Here is a 16,636-nt window from a genome sequence, read left to right on the forward strand (position 1 = left end):
TCCCGATGAGCGGCCTGTCTTCAGAGTTGACGATAATGATTCTCAATTCAAGTTTGCAATGAGAGATAGCTGCCAACGAAACGCCCCAGGCTGACCCAGATCAACTCCGGCTCTCTTTAGCAACCTCAGCCTTTCTGCAGGCGCTCGTCCATCTGCTGCAGCGCCTGCTCCAGCTGCACGCGCGTGGTGGCGTAGTTCAAGCGCACGAAGCCCGGCCAGCCGAAATCTGCGCCATCCGACAGCGCGACATCGCATTCCTCGAGCAGGGTCTGCTGCGGAGACTCTCCAAGCCCTGCCTTGCGCATATCCAGCCAGGCCAGATAGGTGGCCTGCGGGCGCGACATGCTGACGCCGTCCCAGCGTGCCACATGGCTTTCCAGCAGATCGAGATTGTCACGCAGCACGCTCAGCAACTCCTGACGCCACGGCTCACCCTCGCGCCACGCCGCTTCGGTCGCGGCCATGCCCAGCACATTGGTATCGGGCATCAAGCCATTGGCGGCGCCGGTGAATCGTGCACGCAGCTTGGGATCGGTGATCACCGCGCAGGCGAACGTAAGCCCGGCGGTGTTGAAGGTCTTGGAGGGCGCCCACAGGGTCACGCAGCGCGCCGCCAGTCGCTCGCTCAGGCTGGCCAGCGGAATATGGCGGGCCGTCGGGTCCACGACCAGATCGGCATGCAGCTCATCGGAGACCACCAGCAGATCGTGACGCTCGACCAGCTCCGCCAGCGCCTCGAGCTCTTCCTCACGCCAGACGCGGCCGGTAGGATTGTGCGGGTGGCACCATAGCAGCAGCTCGGTCTCGGGCGTGATGGCCGCTTCCAGGGCCTCCAGATCCAGACGCCAGGGGCCGCCTTGCGTCTCGGGCTCAGCAAGCGGTGCCATCTGCGCCAGTCGCCCGGTCTTCTGGGCCACCTTGAGGAAGGGCGGGTAGATCGGGGTCGTCGTGACCACCCCCGCGCCGGGAGAGGTCAATGCCAGACTGGCCAGGTGCAAGGCCGGCACCACGCCCGGCAGCCAGACGATGGCGTCACGCGGCACCTCCCAGCCATAATGCTCGCGACTCCAGTCACACAGGCTGTCATCGAGGCTCTCCGACGGCTTGGCATAGCCGTAGACCGGATGTGCCACTCGCTCGGCCAGCGCTCGCGTCACGGCGGGCGGGGCGCTGAAGTCCATGTCGGCAATCCAGAGGGGCATGACGTCCGAGGCGTAGCGATCCCACTTCTGGGAGGGATACTGGCGTCGATCGAGCGGGGTGATGAAATCGAATGGCAAGATGATGTCTCCCTGTGGCGGGCAAATTTGGCAGGCAACGCGAGCAGTGCGCTCGACTCACGCCGCCCGAGGGCGGCAAGAAGAATACCTGTGGACCAACTACAGCATAAGGCTTTGTGCATGTCTGAAGACACCTTTTACCCACAGGCCCAGCGCGGGCTGCCCGGTCTGTTGCGCGCCTGGCTGACCCATGGCCGCGGCGACAGCGAGCGTCTCGCCGTGCTGCTGGCCGATACCGCGCGCGTTGCAAGTCTAGGCCAGCCCGCCAGCAATCCCGATGGCGAGACGCTGGAGCAGTGGGCCGCAGAGGGCGGTGCGCCGCTATGGGCACCCAAGGCAGCGCTGTTCCTGTTGATGCAGATGCCGGCACGCCCGGTGCCGCAGGGGCCGGAGGACGCCTGCGCCTGGGCCTATTGCTGGTTGCGCATGCGCGAACACGACAGTCCCACGGCCGCTCTGATGGCATTACCGGAACATCTGCGCCAGCCGCTGGCCTGGCCCATCGAAGCCGCCTGGCAAGACCTGACGCACCAGCGGCTCATCTAGCCGCGCTCGATTGTCGTGCGTCCGCAGCGCTGTTGGTGAGCAGCGCTGCGTTTCTCTCTCCTCTGCTCTCCTCCCTCACCGCCCTCTCCTCTGCACTGCTTTCCCTCCCCTGCTTCCCCCCTTACCCGCTCCCGCCCGTTCCTGCCCGCTCTGCAGTTTCTCTGCCCGCACCCTCCTTACGGCTCCTTCTCCTTGCGGCTCTTGCTCCTTGCCCCTGCGTCACTCCCGAGCCACATCCTCTTCACGCCCGCTCATCCCCTGCGACTGACAGCGACTCTGGCAGTGACCCTGCTGACGTCCTCAAAAGGCAGCTCGTCCCGCTCTCAGCATTGCTGACAGTCATGGGTAGCAATTTTCTCAGCGAATCTTCTCACCACCAGCTAATGGCGTAGTGGAAACCTGAAACTCGTCAACGCCTAACTGACGTCATTTCGTTTAATCATCGTTTTGTGAAGCGATACACCCGAAGGGATTTCTTGTGTGAGCGAGGAGTAAAGTTCTTTCAACCGCAACGAAACGGTAATTCAACAAGAATCCGCTGGCGCGACACGACGACCAGCAAGCTTCAGGAGAAGCTCAATGACCACCTCCCTGATTGTCGGACTGGATGGAACCCCGGGCGGCGACAGTGCCATTGCCTATGCCAAGCGCGTCGCCTCTCTGGTGGGCGCGGAAACCAGGATCATTCTCTGCTACGTGGTCGAATGGTCGCCCTACAGCTTCAACACGCCGGAGGAGAACGCCCAGCGTGCCAGCCGCCGCGAGAGCGAGATAAAGCTGGCCCGCGAGCGTGTGCTGACGCCTGCCATCAGCGAGCTGGAAAAGGAGGGCTATCAGGTCGAGGGGCGTGTTCGCCACGGCGATGCCGCCGAGATTCTCAGCCTGCTGGCGCGTGAGGTGAATGCCGAGCAGATCATCGTCGGCCGCAAGGGGGAAAGCGTCCGCTCACGCATCTTCGGCAGCGTGACCGCCCATCTGATTCAAGAGGCCTCGGTGCCCGTCACCATCGTTCCCTGAGACAGGCGCCTCCCGCACCAGCCGCCTGCAGAGATTCGCACCCGACAATAACGACAATTCGCTTTTCGAGGTTACCTCTCATGAGTCGATTCCGCTCCCTGGCCCCCTGGGCTGCCGCGATGGCAGCCCTCATGGCCGCTAGCTCCGCCCGTGCCGAAGGCATGGACCAGGCCATCAGTGACATCGTCGGACCGATCGTCAACCCGATCGTCTCGACCATCTTCTATTCCGTGCCGGTGGCCGGCACCCAGTTCCCGCTGATCGTCGGCTGGCTGATCATCGCGGCGGTCGTCTTCACGCTCTATTTCGGCTTCGTGCAGTTCCGCCTGTTCGGCCATGCCGTGCGCCTGGTCAAGGGTGACTACACCGACCCGAAGGATGAAGGCGAGGTATCCCACTTCCAGGCACTGGCCACGGCACTGTCCGGCACGGTTGGCCTGGGCAACATCGCCGGTGTCGCGGTCGCCGTCTCGCTGGGCGGCCCGGGCGCGACCTTCTGGATGATTCTGGCCGGTCTGCTCGGCATGGCCTCCAAGTTCTGTGAATGTACCCTTGGCGTGAAGTACCGCAACGTCAACGCGGATGGCTCCATCTCCGGCGGCCCGATGTACTACCTTTCCAAGGGCTTCGCGGAAAATGGCAAGGCGGGGCTGGGCAAGGTTCTGGCGGTGTTCTTCGCCATCTGCGCCATCGGCGGCTCCATCGGCGGCGGCAACATGTTCCAGGCCAACCAGTCCTATCAGCAGGCCGTCAACGTCACCGGCGGTGATGCCAGCTTCCTGGTCGGCTACGGCTGGCTGTTCGGTCTCGTGATGGCCGCCATCGTCGGCATGGTCATCATTGGTGGCATCAAGTCCATCGCACGTGTCACCGAGAAGCTGGTGCCGATGATGGCTGTCATCTATGTGATCGCGGCGATCATCATCCTCGGCTTCAACTTCAGCGCGATTCCGGCTGCCTTCGGCGCCATCATCGAAGGTGCCTTCGCACCGGTCGCGGTCGGCGGCGGTATCGTCGGCGTGCTGATCCAGGGCTTCAAGCGTGCTGCCTTCTCCAATGAAGCCGGTATCGGCTCCGCGGCCATCGCCCACTCTGCCGTCAAGACTTCCCAGCCGGCGACCGAAGGCATCGTCGCCCTGCTCGAACCCTTCATCGATACCGTCGTCATCTGCACCATGACCGCGCTGGTCATCGTCATCACCGGTGCCTACCAGGTCGAAGGCCTCGGCGGCGTCCAGCTGACCTCCTACGCCTTCGAGACCGCCTTCCCGTGGTTCCCGTATGTGCTGGCGCTGGCGGTGCTGATGTTCGCCTTCTCCACCATGCTGTCCTGGTCCTACTACGGCCTGAAGGCCTGGACCTACCTGTTCGGTGAGGGCAAGGGTGCCGAGATCGTCTACAAGCTGATCTTCCTCGCCTTCGTGGTCATCGGCTCCTCCATGAGCCTCGGCCCGGTCATCGACTTCTCCGACGCCATGATCTTCGCCATGTCCATCGCCAACATCATCGGCCTCTACTACCTGATGCCGGTCGTGAAGCGTGAGCTGGCCCAGTACCTGGCCAAGCTGAAGTCCGGCGAGATCGCACCGGTCGACAAGGAGGCCAAGCGCCAGAACGCGTGATCCCCATCACGCCCAGGCGGGTCTGACACAGCCGTCAGCCGCCGCATGACTCAAGGCCCCTGCCCATCGGCAGGGGCTTTTTCGTTGTCGATCGTGCAATTCCGTGCATTGGACGACTGAAACCACTCAAGTCGGATTGCCGCAACGCAGTGCAATGGGTAGGGTGTGGCGCTCACTGGCCACACTGGCCGGAACCCGTATCAATGAGGACGTCTCATGCTCGCTTCCATGCATGCCATGGTGCTGCGCAATCCCGGCCCGGATGCCGACTTCGTGGCGACCGAATGCCCGCTACCCACTCCCGGCCCCGGCCAGGTGCGCATTCGTGTCGCCGCCTCCAGCGTCAATCCACTCGATCTCAAGCTGGCCAGCGGCCAGGTGCCTCTCCTGCCGCCAGCACCCTGCGTGCTGCACGGCGACGTGGCCGGTGTGATCGATGCCGTCGGGGATGACGTGCTGACCTTCTCGCCCGGCGACGAGGTGCTCGGCTTTGCCGGCGGTGTCGCCGCTCATCCGGGCGCGCTGGCGGATTACATGCTCGCCGATGAACGCCTGATCACCCGCAAGCCGCGCCGCCTGAGCTTCATGGAAGCCGCCGCGTTGCCGGCAGTGTTCATCACCGCCTGGCAGGCACTGGTAGAGCGTGGCCGGCTGGAAGCGGGACAACGCGTGCTGATCCACGGCGGCGCCGGTGGCGTCGGCCATGTGGCATTGCAGATCGCCCGCTGCATCGGCGCGGAAGTCGCCACGACCGTCTCCACGGATGACAAGGCCCGGGCGGCACGCGACTGCGGCGCGGACCACGTCATTCGCTATCGCGAGGAAGCGGTGGCCGATTACGTGGCCCGACTGACGGGTGGCGAGGGCTTCGATCTGGTCTTCGATTGCGTGGGCGGCGACAACCTGGCCGCCAGCTTCGCAGCCAGCAAGCTGGGCGGGCGCATCGTGACCATCAATGCGCGCACCACGGTGGATCTCTCGCCGCTGCACGCTGGCAGCCGCAGTCTGGAAGTGCTGTCGATCCTGCTGCCGCTCAGCGCGGGCATCGGGCATGAACAGCAGCGCCAGGCGTTGGGCAAGCTGGTAGAACTGGTCGAGGAAGGCGAATTCAAGGTGCGTCTCGATGAGCGTCAGTTCGACTTCAGCGAGGTCGCCGAGGCCCATCGTCATCAGGCCTCCGGCAAGGCGGTGGGCAAGATCTCGCTGGTGCGTCGTCAATTCTGGGACGCCGCCCAATGAGTGCAGCGCTTCAGGGTGAGCTGGGCCTGCAACTGCTCAAGCTACTGATTTCGGTGGCGGTGGTGATCGGGCTGTCATTGGTCGCGGAGCGTCTCTCGACGCGCATGGCCGGGCTGCTGTCCGGCTATCCGCTCGGCACGGCCATCACGCTGGGCTTCATCGGCGTGGAGATCTCCCCCGAGTTTGCCGGCCAGAGCGCCGTCTATACTCTGGCCGGTTTCTCATCGACTCTCGCCCTCGGTGTCGGCTACTGGCTATGCGGCCGCGCCGAAGGGCTACGTGGCGTCATCAATGGCACCCTGGGCGGCCTGCTGGGCTGGCTGGCGGCCAGCGTGGCGCTGGCACAGTTCGAGTTCACCCGCGTCAGCGGCGTGATCGTGACGCTGATCGCCATCGTGCTGTGCATGCGCCTCTATCGCGGCGTACCGGAGAGTACGGCACGCAAGTCGCCCTTCTCCTGGGTCTCGCTGCTGGCGCGCGCCGGACTGGCCGCCGGCATCGTGTTCGGCATCACCGCGCTGGCCCACCTGCTACCGCCTTCATGGGCAGGCCTGGTCGCGGCCTTCCCGGTCACCATGTACCCGCTGCTGGTGATTCTGCATCTCACCCAGGGGCCAGTGGCCGTCGCCACCGTCATCAAGCACTATCCGGCCGGCCTCGGCTCGCTGCTGTGTTATGCACTGGTGGTCTCGCTCAGCTATCCCTCCATGGGAGTCGGTCTGGGGACCCTCCTCGGCTTTGTGGTCGCAACGGCGTGGCTGGGCGTGTTCACGCCGTTGCAACGTCGACTAGCCTCACGACGTACAGCCAGCGCCTGAGCTTCCTGATAGGCTGAAATGCCGCATGGATGCCCAGGAGCGATGACATGTACTTCAAGACGCTGGAACCGGCCTTCTTCGACACCGATGCCCTCGGGCACGTCAACAACACGCGCCTGCCGGCCTGGTTCGAGTGGGCGCGCAATGACCTGTTCCGCGTCTTCGTGCCGGACCTCGACCCGCGCAAGTGGCCGCTGATCATGGCGCGCATCGAGGTCGACTTCCTCGCCGAGCTGCAATATGGCCAGCCGGTGGAGATTCGCACTTGGCTGTCGCGCCTCGGCGGCAGCTCCTTCACCGTGACCCAGGAGGCCTGGCAGAACGGGGTGTGCGGTGCACGCGGGCATTGCGTGCTGGTGCAGTTCGATCATCATGCCAAGCAATCCTTGCCCATCGAGGGCGAGCTGCGCGCGACCCTGGTCAGCCATGTGCACGAACACACCGACAGCGCCGAACTGGATGTCCCGGCTCTGCGCGAGGCCGCCCGGGCACTCGGGACGCACAGCGCAGCCTCCGAGGGGAGCGTGCCGGCATGACACCCGCGCTCAAGCTGCTCAAGGGCAAGCCGCACCGCACACTCGAATATGCCCACGACCCGCGTGCACCCGCCTACGGGGAAGAAGCCGCCCGCACGCTGGGGCTTGAACCCGCTCAGGTCTTCAAGACCCTCGTCTGCCAGCTGGAAGGCGGCAATGCACGTCAGCCGCTGGTGGTCGCCGTGGTGCCGGTCAGCGGCACGCTCGACCTCAAAGCACTGGCACGCGCCTGTGGCGCCCGCAAGGCGGCGCTGGCCACGCATGAGGCCGCCGAGCGTGCCACCGGCTATGTGGTCGGCGGCATCAGTCCGCTGGGGCAGAAGAGGCGCCTGCCATTGTGGGTCGATGACAGCGCCGCGACACAGGCGGAAATCTTCATCAGCGGTGGCCGCCGAGGACTGGAGATAGCGCTCGCCCCCGCGTTACTGTGTGAGCTGGGCAATGGCCAGTTCGCGCCGCTGGCCCGTGACGACTGACGGCCACGGGCGTGACATCCAAGGGCAGGCACTTCCTGGCAGACCTTGCACGATGGACTCTCCATGACGACCACCCGCCCCAGCACCGCGTCAGCGAGGAGGCCCGATGGGCATTCGCTACAGCAAGTGGATCTACCCGGACATGACCGAGCTGCATGCGCAGGTCGAGGCGGCGCTGGAGCAATGGTTCAGTGAGCGCTTCGCCGACTACCCGCACATCAGCTTGCCGGGCCTTGACCCCTACGATTATGATGGCTGGTTCAATCGTCTGGCCCCGGAGCTGATGGCGCGCGGCAGTGACTACTGCGAGCGCGAGTGGCATGGCTATGTGCCAAGCCCCCAACAGCTCAACCAGGCGTTCTTCCGGGCCGTCTCCCGGTCCAACAAGTGTGTGCTGGAGCCTGACTGCAAGCATGGTGATTCTGACCAATCATAGTCCCGACGCGCGGGAGCTCGAGATCATCGAGCGCCAGCTCGGGCGCAAGCCGCGCGGCATCCAGGCCGTGGCCGCCACCGATGGCGAGGGCACCCCGCTGGTGCTGCGCATGCATTCGCTGGTGGATGGCAAGCCCTTCCCGACCCTCTACTGGCTGTGCGACGAACGCCTCAAGATCTCGCTGTCACGCATCGAGGCCGAAGGCGTCATCAAGGAACTGGAAGAGAGCCTCAAGACCGATGAGGACCTGCTGGCGCGCTATCGTGCCAGTCATGAAGCCTATGTCGCCGAACGCTGGAGCTTCATGAGCGAGGCCGAGCGCAGCGCCATCGAGTCCCAGGGCTTCGCCGAGCTGATGCGTGAACGTGGCGTCGGCGGCATCCGCGACTGGAATCAGGTGCGCTGCCTGCATACCCAGTACGCCCAGCATCTCGCCTACGCCGAGGGCAACGCCATCGGTCACTGGGTCGATGCCCATTACGACGTGCTGTCCGAGCTGCCCTGAGCCCTGACAACGATCGACCCGACGCCGTCGGCTTGAGTGCAGAAGACGAAGAAGCCCGCCAATTGGCGGGCTTCTTGCGTTGGGACGAGCGTCAGGCCTACAGCGAGTGCGCGAAGACCAGCGCGATGCACAGCGGGCAGATCAGGCGCACGTACCACGGCCAGATCTTCCAGAACAGGCTGGACTCGATGTCCGGCGCCCCGCTCTGGATTTCCTTGAGCAGCGCATGACGCGACATCGCCCAGCCGACCAGCAGGCACATCACCAGCGCGACCAGCGGCTGGCTGTACTGGGTAGTCAACATGATCACCAGACCGAACAGCACCCCGAAGTTGGCGGCGATGGTCAGGCTGATGGCCATGATGGTGGCCCCGACAGCCAGGGTAGCGGCACGCCGACCCAGCCAGCCACGCTCGACCACGAAGGACACCGGCACTTCCAGCATCGAGATGGACGAGGTGATGCCCGCCACGCTCATCAGCGCGAAGAATGCCACCATCAAGATGTCACCTGCCCCGCCCATCTGGCCGAACAGCGCCGGCAGCGTGTCGAACAGCAGGGTGTCCGAGCTCTTGAGCAGGCCGTCGGCATCGAAGATCTCGACGCCCAGATGACGCGCGGCATACATGGCCGGAATCACCAGCAGGCCGGCGAGGAAGGCGATGCCGACATCGATCAGCGTCACCAGCACGCCCAGACGCGGCAGGTTCTGCTCCGGCCCCAGATAGGAGCCGTAGATCAGCATCGCGCCCACGCCGAGCGACAGCGAGAAGAACGCCTGGCCCATCGCGCTCAGCATCAGATCGGCATCGAAGATGCGGTCCCACTGCGGCGTCAGGTAGACACTCAGGCCCTCATCGGCGCCCGGCAGAGTCAAAACGTAGCCGATCAATCCGACCAGCAGCATCAGCAACAGCGGCATCAGACGCGTGGACCATTTCTCGATCCCGCCGCGCACGCCACCGACCACGATTGCCATCGTCAGGGCGAGGAAGACCGCCGTCAGCGAGACATTGCGCGTGAAATCGAAGGTGGTCAGCCAACTGGACGCGGAGGCCATGCCCAGTGCATCAGCGACCGGCGCGGCGGTATACCCCAGCAACCAGCCCGCGACGATGGCATAGAAGGCCAGGATCAGGCTGGCGGTCAGCATGCCCACCCAGCCCGCCAGCGCGCCGAAGCGCTTGGTGATGCCTCGACCGAGACTCATGCTGGTGACGATGTTGGCCTGACCATGACGGCCGATGACCAGCTCGGCCATCAAGGCCGGCCATGCCAGCAGGAAGGCCAGCACCAGATACATCACCACGAAGGCCCCGCCTCCGTTGTTGGCCGTCTGGGACGGGAAGCCCCATACGTTGCCAAGTCCTACTGCCGAACCAGCGGCGGCCATCAAGAAGCCCAGCCGACTGGCAAAGCGTCCGCGCACCTGCGCCATCTGCCTCTCCTGCCTTGTTGTTCCGCGTCCGTCGAAGACGACGACGCGATGAGTTGGGGTGCATCCCGGTGCAAGCTCACGGGGCGCCAGCGCCCGCCAGCCGTCGCCTGCGGGGGCGGCAAGGGTAGCAGAGCAGGCCCGCGAATGCAGGCGTCAACGCCGAAAGTCAGCACGTGCCAGCGTTGGCCACGAGGCAATGCCGAGTTCCTCACCGGCGTCATAGCGTCGCCGCACAACTCGCGTAGGATAGGCAGGACATGACATCAAGGCACGGCAGCCAGCAGTGAGCGCCGCCGAGAAACATTCAGGAGAGCAACATGCATCGCATCTGTGTCTATCTGGGCTCCCGCGAGGGCGTCTCCCCACAGCATCGTCAACTGGCCGAAGCACTGGGCCGCGCCATCGCCGAGCGCGGCTGGGGGCTGGTCTATGGTGGCGCGCGCGCCGGGCTGATGGGCGCACTGGCAGATGCCGCGCTGGCGGCGGGTGGCGAGGTGATCGGGGTGATCCCGCAGGTGCTGGTCCGCAACGAGAAGGCGCATACCGGCCTCACGCGCTTGATCGAGGTGGCCGACATGCATGAGCGCAAGGCACAGATGGCCGCGCTGGCGGATGCCTTCGTGACGTTACCGGGCGGAATCGGCACCCTGGAGGAATTGTTCGAGACCTGGACCTGGCAGTACCTGCGCTTCCATGCCAAGCCGATCGCGGTGCTCGACAGCGACGGCTTCTACGCCCCCCTGCTCGAGTTTCTGGATCGCACCGTCGAGGCGGGCTTCCTCGATGCGGACACTCGCGCGCGCCTGATCAGCGAGCGCGAGATCACGCCCCTGCTGGAGCGTCTGGCGCCCGAGATGTAAGGCATGAGACGTAAGGCCTGACAGGCTGTCGCGTCACTCCCCTTCAAGCGCATGACGCCAGCGCCATGGGGAGTGACGATGCAAGCGACCATCTCAGCTCAGCGCGCTCTTTCAGCAGTGCACCGCCTCACCAACTGCCTCAACGGCGTCACCTGAGGCGACCTGTTGCTGAACGGGGCTACCGATATAGCGCGCCCGCTTGCTGGCGGTAACCTGCTCGACATCGACCATCACCAGGCCGTCGATGCAGTAACCGAAATCGGCGTCGACACTGAAATCGAGGAAGCGGGTGCCACCGGGCTCGGTGACCTCGACGTACTGCTTGTAGAGCGTCGGCACCGTCACGCCCATCGCATCCAGCTGGGCACGCAGGCGGCGGAAATCGCCATCGGCGTCCTGACCATCGAACAGCCGCTCCGCTTCATGGGCGCTGCTGCCCGGCACGCTCTGGGCGACCGGTGCCCGTGCGCGCGCCAGCCCCTCATCATCCCCGTAATAGTGACGGTAGTAGCTGACGATCAACGCCCTGGCGGCCTCCGGATAGCTGTTGGAGAGCGTGACCGGGCCGAACAGCCAGCGAATCTCGGGATGACAGCGCAGATAGGCGCCCAGCCCCTGCCACAGGTAATCGAGGCTGCGCCGCCCCCAGTAACGCGGCTGCACGAAGCTGCGCCCCAGTTCCAGACCGTCCTGCATGCGCTCGAACATCTCCGGCGTGAAGCGGAACAGGGTCGGACTGTAGAGCCCCTTCTCGCCATGTGCCGCCATGATCTTGCGCACCTCACCGATGCGGTAGGCACCGGCGATCTCGAGATCAGCGTCATCCCACAGCACCAGATGCCGGTAGTGGGCGTCATAGCGATCGATATCGCGTCGCTCGCCGGTGCCCTCGCCGACCCGCCGGAAACTGATCTCGCGCAACCGGCCGATCTCGCGCATCACGCTGGAACCGGGGAAGGCATCGAACAGATAGATCTTCTTGCCGTCGCGGGTCTCGCCCAGCAGTTCACAGGGCGTCAGTTCCTCACGCAGCGCCTGGCGCTCCTCCGGATGACCGATGGCCTTCTCGGTCACGAACAGGCCGCGCTTGCCACGACCGATGCGATACAAGTGCTTGCGCAGCAGGCGTGTCTTGGCATTGGTACTCAGGGCATCACTGTCGAGGCGCTCCAGCGGGATCAGCTCGCCGATGCGCAGCTTGAGCTGACGCTCGCGCTGACGAAACATCTCGTGCGCCAGCAGAGGCGTGCCGAAGCTGCGGTTGATCGACGACAGCGCATAGAAGAGCGTCGAGTTGCGACCGCTGACGTGGATAGGCAGCACCGGCGCGTTGGTCTTGCGTGCGAAATGCAGGAAGCCCGACAGCCACTTGCCATCACGCGGCCCGGTCGGGCCTGCACGCGAGACCTCGCCGGCGGGGAAGATGATCACGGCCTCTTCATTCATCAGCGCATCGCAGATCTGACCACTGCTCTTGCGGTAGCCACGGCGACTGAGGTTGTCCAGCGGCAGCAGCAAGGGTGCCAGCGGCTCGACCTTCATCAGGATGTCATTGGCGACGATCTTGACGTCGCGGCGCACCTCGCCGACCAGCTTGAGCAGCGCGAGGCCATCCAGTGATCCCAGCGGATGGTTGGCGACGATGACGACCCGCCCGTAGGCGGGGATGTTCTCACGCTCCCGCGAGGACACCGAGTAGCCGAAGGAGAAGTGATCGAGCACGCGGTCAATGAAGTCGAAGCCGCGCTGGTCCGAGTTCTCGCCGAGGAAGGCATTGATCTCACCCTCGTGGACCAGGCGCCGCAACAAGGCCAGCGCCGGACGACGGATCAAGGGATGGCGTCTGGCAAAGGCAGGGTACTTGGCAGCGATGACGCGGGCAGTATCGATCATGCTCTCTCCTTGGCCGCACGGAGTGCGGAACGCGATGTCTGGATCATGGGGCTTGATATCACGTCAGCATCACGCCACTTCATGACAGGTGCATCACAGTCCCCGTACAGTGAGATGACAGAGATCCGTCTGCGTACGACGCGGTCACAGCAAGGCAGCAGGTCTGCCCAGCCAAGGAGAGAGCGAATGTATGCGATAGCCGTCGAGAACGAGGCACTGGTCTGGCAGGAAACGGAGGCTCCCGAAGGCATCGCCTCGGACGAAGTGCGAATCCAGGTGGCCTGGGCCGGCGTCAATCGCGCTGACCTGATGCAGCGTGCGGGTCAGTATCCGCCGCCGGCCGGGGAAAGCGAGATTCTTGGCCTCGAGGTTAGCGGAACCATCCTCGAGGTCGGCCGCCACGTGGAGCGCTTCCAGGTGGGAGATCCGGTCTGCGCCTTGCTGGCCGGTGGCGGCTATGCCGAGGAGGTGGTGGTCAATGCCCTGCAGGTGTTGCCGGTGCCGGAGGGCTATAGCCTGAGAGACGCCGCCGCCCTGCCGGAGATGTTCGCCACCGCCTGGTTGAACCTGTTCATCGAGGGCAATCTCAAGCACAAGGAGCGCGTGCTGCTGCATGCCGGCGCCAGTGGCATCGGTACCACCGCCATCCAGCTATGCGGGCTGTTCGGACATCCTTGCTTCGTGACGGTCGGCAGCCAGGAGAAGCTCGACACCTGCCTGCGCCTCGGCGCGGATGCCGGCTGGAATCGCCACGATGGCAGCTTCGTCGAGGCCGTGAACGACTGGGGCGGCGCCGACATGATTCTCGACCCGGTGGGCGGCGGCTATCTGGCCGACAATCAGCAGGTGCTGAAACAGGATGGCCGCATGGTGCTGATCGGCCTGATGGGTGGGCGCATGGATGAGCTGGATCTGGGTCGCATGCTGATAAAGCGTCAGCGCCTGATCGGCTCGACCCTGCGTTCACGCTCCCCCGAGGGCAAGGGCATGGTGCTGGATGCGCTCTACGTGCATGTGTGGCCACGCCTGGCGCGGGGCGAGCTGCGCCCGCATATCGACAAGAGCTGGCCAATCCAGCAGGCCGATGCCGCGCATGCCTATGTGCAGGACAACGCCAGCACAGGCAAGGTGCTGCTGGCGGTGACCGGCGCCTGAGCCTCGTCATGGCACTGATGACATCAGCAGCATAAAAATCGGCAGCATGAAAAAAGCGGCAGCCCAGTGGGCTGCCGCTTTTTTGGCTTTATAGGCGCCATCTCGTGCTCGCTGCTCCGCTTGACGCCCCCCGCCTGACAGCAGTGACACTCATGCCGCCAGACGTAGGCCCCGAGGCATCTGGCGCAGGCTTACTCGCTGCGACCGATCGCCTGGGCCTTCTGCCAGGTGAGTTGCAGCAGACGGGCGTCGTCTCCGGCGCGATGACGCTGGATGCCGCCCTCGGCGATCACCGCTTCCTTGAGCTCCGCCCAGCAATTCAGCTGCTCCTCATCAAGCAGCCGTCTGAGCGCTTCGAGTCGAAAGCGCGGCAGCATGCCGGCATGATAGAACAACAGCGAGAGCCAGGTATTGTCGTAGCCCCAGCTGTCGCTGTAAGCGATTCCCGCCTCCCCCAGCTCATCATTGACCCACTGCGCCACCTCACGCACTGGTCGCCCTTCGCGTGCCAGCCGTGCCCGTGAGATGCCGTGCAACAGCTCCGCCTTCGGGTCCCAATGCACCCACTCATCAAGAGGCTGTATCAGGAAGGCGCAACTGCTGCCGTCGGCACGCGCCAGCCCGATCTCGATCGGATAGCTACCACGGCCAAAGCCGGAGGCTTCAATATCGAGCAGAATAGGCAGCGTCACACGAATCTCCCAAGGTATCTCAGGCAGACAGGGCCCGGGCGAGAAGAGGTTGAATGTCTTCAGGTTACGGGAATTGCCCCCTGCTTGGCGAGTCCTGAGCGCGACGCTGTCAACGCAGACATCAGGTCGATCTGCTCCATCACGCTCACATCACGTTCAGAGACACGCGCAGGAGGGCCGGAGACGACAACGCCCTCACGAAGAGGGCGTTATCAGTGGCAGCAAGGGCAGCACATCAGCTCAGTGCAGGTCTGCCTCACCACCCGTGCGGGCGTGGGCTTCCCACTGCTCGGCCTTGTGCGGGCAGACCGCCAGACCGAGGGAGCCTTCACGATAGGCACGCGCCAGACGCTGGGCTGCGAGAGCATGGCGGCACTCGGCGGCACGTGCGTACCAGGTCACGGCCTTGGCCGGATCGCTCTGATACTGGGCACAGCCATACTCATAGATACGCGCCGCCTGATACTGGGCATGCACGTCGCCGGCCTGCGCGGCCTTGATGACGAAACGCGCGCCCTTGGCCTTTTCCTGAGCGGAGTTGCCACGCTGGAACAGCATGTGCCCGTACAAAGACAACGCACCGGTGTGACCGGCATTGGCGCAGTGATTGAACAGACGCATGGTCAGACGATGCTTCTGCTGAGAGCCGGACAGCCAGGAGGCGTGGAACAGACGCTCCGCCAGGCGGTATTTCAGTCCAGTCATCAGGGTTGGGGCCTGCGGCATGACGAGTAACCTTGATACAGAATAAGAGGGGTGACGCCGTGTCCTGGCCCGATCCTGAGCCCGCGACGCTATTCTCCTTGCCAACACTGTCAGTTTGCCCTTGCGGGCGGCCTAGAAAGACTGCTCCCCTGACAGCGGGGCGCCAAGCATACTCGCGCAATCGGGGGGACTCAAGCCCGCCTTGTGGGTTTTTGTTACGCTGCTAATATGTGCGCCATCCTTGGGGTAAAGTACGCGCGCGAACCGCGCGCCACGCGCGTGCTGGAAGCACTCGTCCTGCCCGCTACATTGACACCTACCCGATAGGGGAATCCTGCATGCAACGTAGAGCTCTTGGCCGTACTGGCATCGACGTCAGTCTGCTATGCCTTGGCACCATGACCTTCGGCGAGCAGAACAGCGAAGCCGATGCCCACCAGCAGCTGGACCGCGCGCTCGACGCTGGCATCGACTTCATCGACACCGCCGAGATGTACCCGGTGCCCCCGAATGGCGAGACCCAGGGCCGTACCGAGGAATACATCGGCAGCTGGCTGGCGGCTCGCGGCAATCGTGATCAGGTCAAGATCGCCACCAAGGTCACCGGCCCGGGCATGGATTACCTGCGCGGTGGTTCACGCCTGACGCGTGAGCAGATCATCGCCGCCTGTGACGATAACCTGCGTCGCCTGGGCACCGATTACATCGACCTCTATCAGCTGCATTGGCCGGACCGCAAGACCAACTTCTTCGGCAAGCTGGGCTACCAGCCGACCGAAGATGAAGACATGACGCCGCTGGAAGAAAGCCTCTCCGCGCTTGGCGAACTGGTCACCGCGGGCAAGATTCGCGCCGTGGGTCTGTCCAATGAGACGCCGTGGGGCGTGATGCAGTGCCTCAATCTGGCCGAGCGCCTGAATCTGCCGCGCGTGGCCAGCGTCCAGAACCCGTACAACCTGGTCAACCGCAGCTTCGAAGTGGGCCTGGCCGAGTTCGCGCATCGCGAAGATGTCGGCCTGCTGGCCTACTCGCCGCTGGCCTTCGGCACCCTGTCCGGCAAGTATCTGGACGGCGCCCGTCCGGAAGGCGCTCGCCTGACGCTGTTCGAGCGTTTCCAGCGCTACAACGCCGAGCCGGCTCAGCACGTCATCGCCTGCTACGTGGACATCGCGCGTCGTCACGGCCTGAACCCGGCCCAGATGGCTCTCGCCTTCGTCAACACTCGCCCGTTCCTGACCAGCAACATCATCGGTGCCACGACGATGACCCAGCTGGAAAGCAACATCAAAAGCCTCGAGGTGGAGCTGAGCGAGGAAGTGCTGGCCGAGATCGAGATGATCCACAACACCGCACCCAACCCGTGCCCCTGAATCGCCACTGACCCGTAGCGAATACACACCCCCGACAGGCCGGTCATC

16 protein-coding genes and 1 pseudogene are annotated in these 16,636 nt (G+C 64.4%); 12 read left to right on the forward strand and 5 right to left on the reverse strand.

What is annotated here, in order from left to right; genetic code table 11:
* Positions 1-125: 125 nt before the first annotated feature.
* Positions 126-1,280 carry a MalY/PatB family protein gene (locus F8A90_RS16165; RefSeq protein ID WP_166017789.1) on the reverse strand — a complete coding sequence of 385 codons (1,155 nt, stop codon included), beginning with the start codon at positions 1,278-1,280 and terminating at the stop codon, positions 126-128.
* Between the two features lie 120 nt (positions 1,281-1,400).
* On the opposite strand from F8A90_RS16165, the gene F8A90_RS16170 reads away from it, so the two are divergent.
* The 9 genes and pseudogenes from F8A90_RS16170 to F8A90_RS16210 all read left to right on the forward strand — a co-directional run bounded on the left by F8A90_RS16170 (position 1,401) and on the right by F8A90_RS16210 (position 8,475).
* Positions 1,401-1,826, forward strand: coding sequence for a hypothetical protein (locus F8A90_RS16170; RefSeq protein ID WP_166017787.1), 426 nt, complete (start codon positions 1,401-1,403; stop codon positions 1,824-1,826).
* Positions 1,827-2,405: 579 nt separating this feature from the next.
* Positions 2,406-2,843 carry a universal stress protein gene (locus F8A90_RS16175; RefSeq protein WP_166017785.1) on the forward strand — a complete coding sequence of 146 codons (438 nt, stop codon included), beginning with the start codon at positions 2,406-2,408 and terminating at the stop codon, positions 2,841-2,843.
* Positions 2,844-2,974: 131 nt separating this feature from the next.
* Positions 2,975-4,465 carry an alanine/glycine:cation symporter family protein gene (locus F8A90_RS16180; RefSeq protein ID WP_233593365.1) on the forward strand — a complete coding sequence of 497 codons (1,491 nt, stop codon included), beginning with the start codon at positions 2,975-2,977 and terminating at the stop codon, positions 4,463-4,465.
* A 216-nt stretch (positions 4,466-4,681) separates the two neighbouring features.
* Positions 4,682-5,704, forward strand: a complete 1,023-nt coding sequence (locus F8A90_RS16185) for a zinc-binding dehydrogenase (protein WP_200017938.1) — start codon at positions 4,682-4,684, stop codon at positions 5,702-5,704.
* Entirely contained in the window at positions 5,701-6,522 is an 822-nt protein-coding gene (locus F8A90_RS16190; RefSeq protein ID WP_200017940.1) for a hypothetical protein, read from the forward strand. Before F8A90_RS16185 ends, F8A90_RS16190 begins: the two co-directional genes overlap by 4 nt.
* Before the next feature lie 47 nt (positions 6,523-6,569).
* Positions 6,570-6,959 (forward strand): annotated as a pseudogene (locus F8A90_RS16195) (acyl-CoA thioesterase); the annotation flags it as partial.
* A gap of 95 nt (positions 6,960-7,054) precedes the next feature.
* The gene (locus F8A90_RS16200; RefSeq protein ID WP_200017943.1) at positions 7,055-7,534 is read left to right on the forward strand and encodes an aminoacyl-tRNA deacylase; all 480 of its coding nucleotides are present in this window, start codon (positions 7,055-7,057) and stop codon (positions 7,532-7,534) included.
* 106 nt (positions 7,535-7,640) lie between these two features.
* Positions 7,641-7,970, forward strand: a complete 330-nt coding sequence (locus tag F8A90_RS16205) for a hypothetical protein (RefSeq protein ID WP_200017944.1) — start codon at positions 7,641-7,643, stop codon at positions 7,968-7,970.
* Positions 7,948-8,475: a DUF501 domain-containing protein gene (locus F8A90_RS16210; RefSeq protein ID WP_166017774.1), complete on the forward strand. Its 528-nt coding sequence runs from the start codon at positions 7,948-7,950 to the stop codon at positions 8,473-8,475. Before F8A90_RS16205 ends, F8A90_RS16210 begins: the two co-directional genes overlap by 23 nt.
* Positions 8,476-8,572: 97 nt before the next feature.
* Here F8A90_RS16210 and F8A90_RS16215 read toward each other — a convergent pair whose 3' ends face one another.
* Positions 8,573-9,913: a sodium-dependent transporter gene (locus F8A90_RS16215; RefSeq protein ID WP_200017945.1), complete on the reverse strand. Its 1,341-nt coding sequence runs from the start codon at positions 9,911-9,913 to the stop codon at positions 8,573-8,575.
* Positions 9,914-10,230: 317 nt separating this feature from the next.
* Here F8A90_RS16215 and F8A90_RS16220 point away from each other — a divergent pair, with 317 nt between their 5' ends.
* Positions 10,231-10,773, forward strand: coding sequence for a TIGR00730 family Rossman fold protein (locus tag F8A90_RS16220; protein WP_200017952.1), 543 nt, complete (start codon positions 10,231-10,233; stop codon positions 10,771-10,773).
* 111 nt (positions 10,774-10,884) lie between these two features.
* Here the strand turns inward: F8A90_RS16220 and F8A90_RS16225 are convergent, their stop codons facing one another.
* Entirely contained in the window at positions 10,885-12,666 is a 1,782-nt protein-coding gene (locus F8A90_RS16225) for a GNAT family N-acyltransferase (protein ID WP_200017954.1), read from the reverse strand.
* 186 nt (positions 12,667-12,852) lie between these two features.
* Here F8A90_RS16225 and F8A90_RS16230 point away from each other — a divergent pair, with 186 nt between their 5' ends.
* On the forward strand, positions 12,853-13,821 hold the full coding sequence (locus F8A90_RS16230; protein WP_200017956.1) for an NAD(P)H-quinone oxidoreductase: 969 nt from the start codon (positions 12,853-12,855) through the stop codon (positions 13,819-13,821).
* 191 nt (positions 13,822-14,012) lie between these two features.
* Here F8A90_RS16230 and F8A90_RS16235 read toward each other — a convergent pair whose 3' ends face one another.
* Together F8A90_RS16235 and F8A90_RS16240 are read right to left on the reverse strand one after the other, a co-directional pair.
* A complete protein-coding gene (locus F8A90_RS16235; RefSeq protein WP_442778877.1) occupies positions 14,013-14,513 on the reverse strand; it encodes a 3'-5' exonuclease in 501 nt (166 codons plus the stop codon).
* 240 nt (positions 14,514-14,753) lie between these two features.
* A complete protein-coding gene (locus F8A90_RS16240) occupies positions 14,754-15,239 on the reverse strand; it encodes a tetratricopeptide repeat protein (RefSeq protein WP_043336560.1) in 486 nt (161 codons plus the stop codon).
* Between the two features lie 317 nt (positions 15,240-15,556).
* On the opposite strand from F8A90_RS16240, the gene F8A90_RS16245 reads away from it, so the two are divergent.
* Positions 15,557-16,588: an NADP(H)-dependent aldo-keto reductase gene (locus F8A90_RS16245; protein ID WP_043336563.1), complete on the forward strand. Its 1,032-nt coding sequence runs from the start codon at positions 15,557-15,559 to the stop codon at positions 16,586-16,588.
* The last annotated feature ends 48 nt before the right edge of the window (positions 16,589-16,636 follow it).

The organism is Cobetia sp. cqz5-12, from assembly GCF_016495405.1.
Taxonomy (GTDB): Bacteria; Pseudomonadota; Gammaproteobacteria; order Pseudomonadales; family Halomonadaceae; genus Cobetia.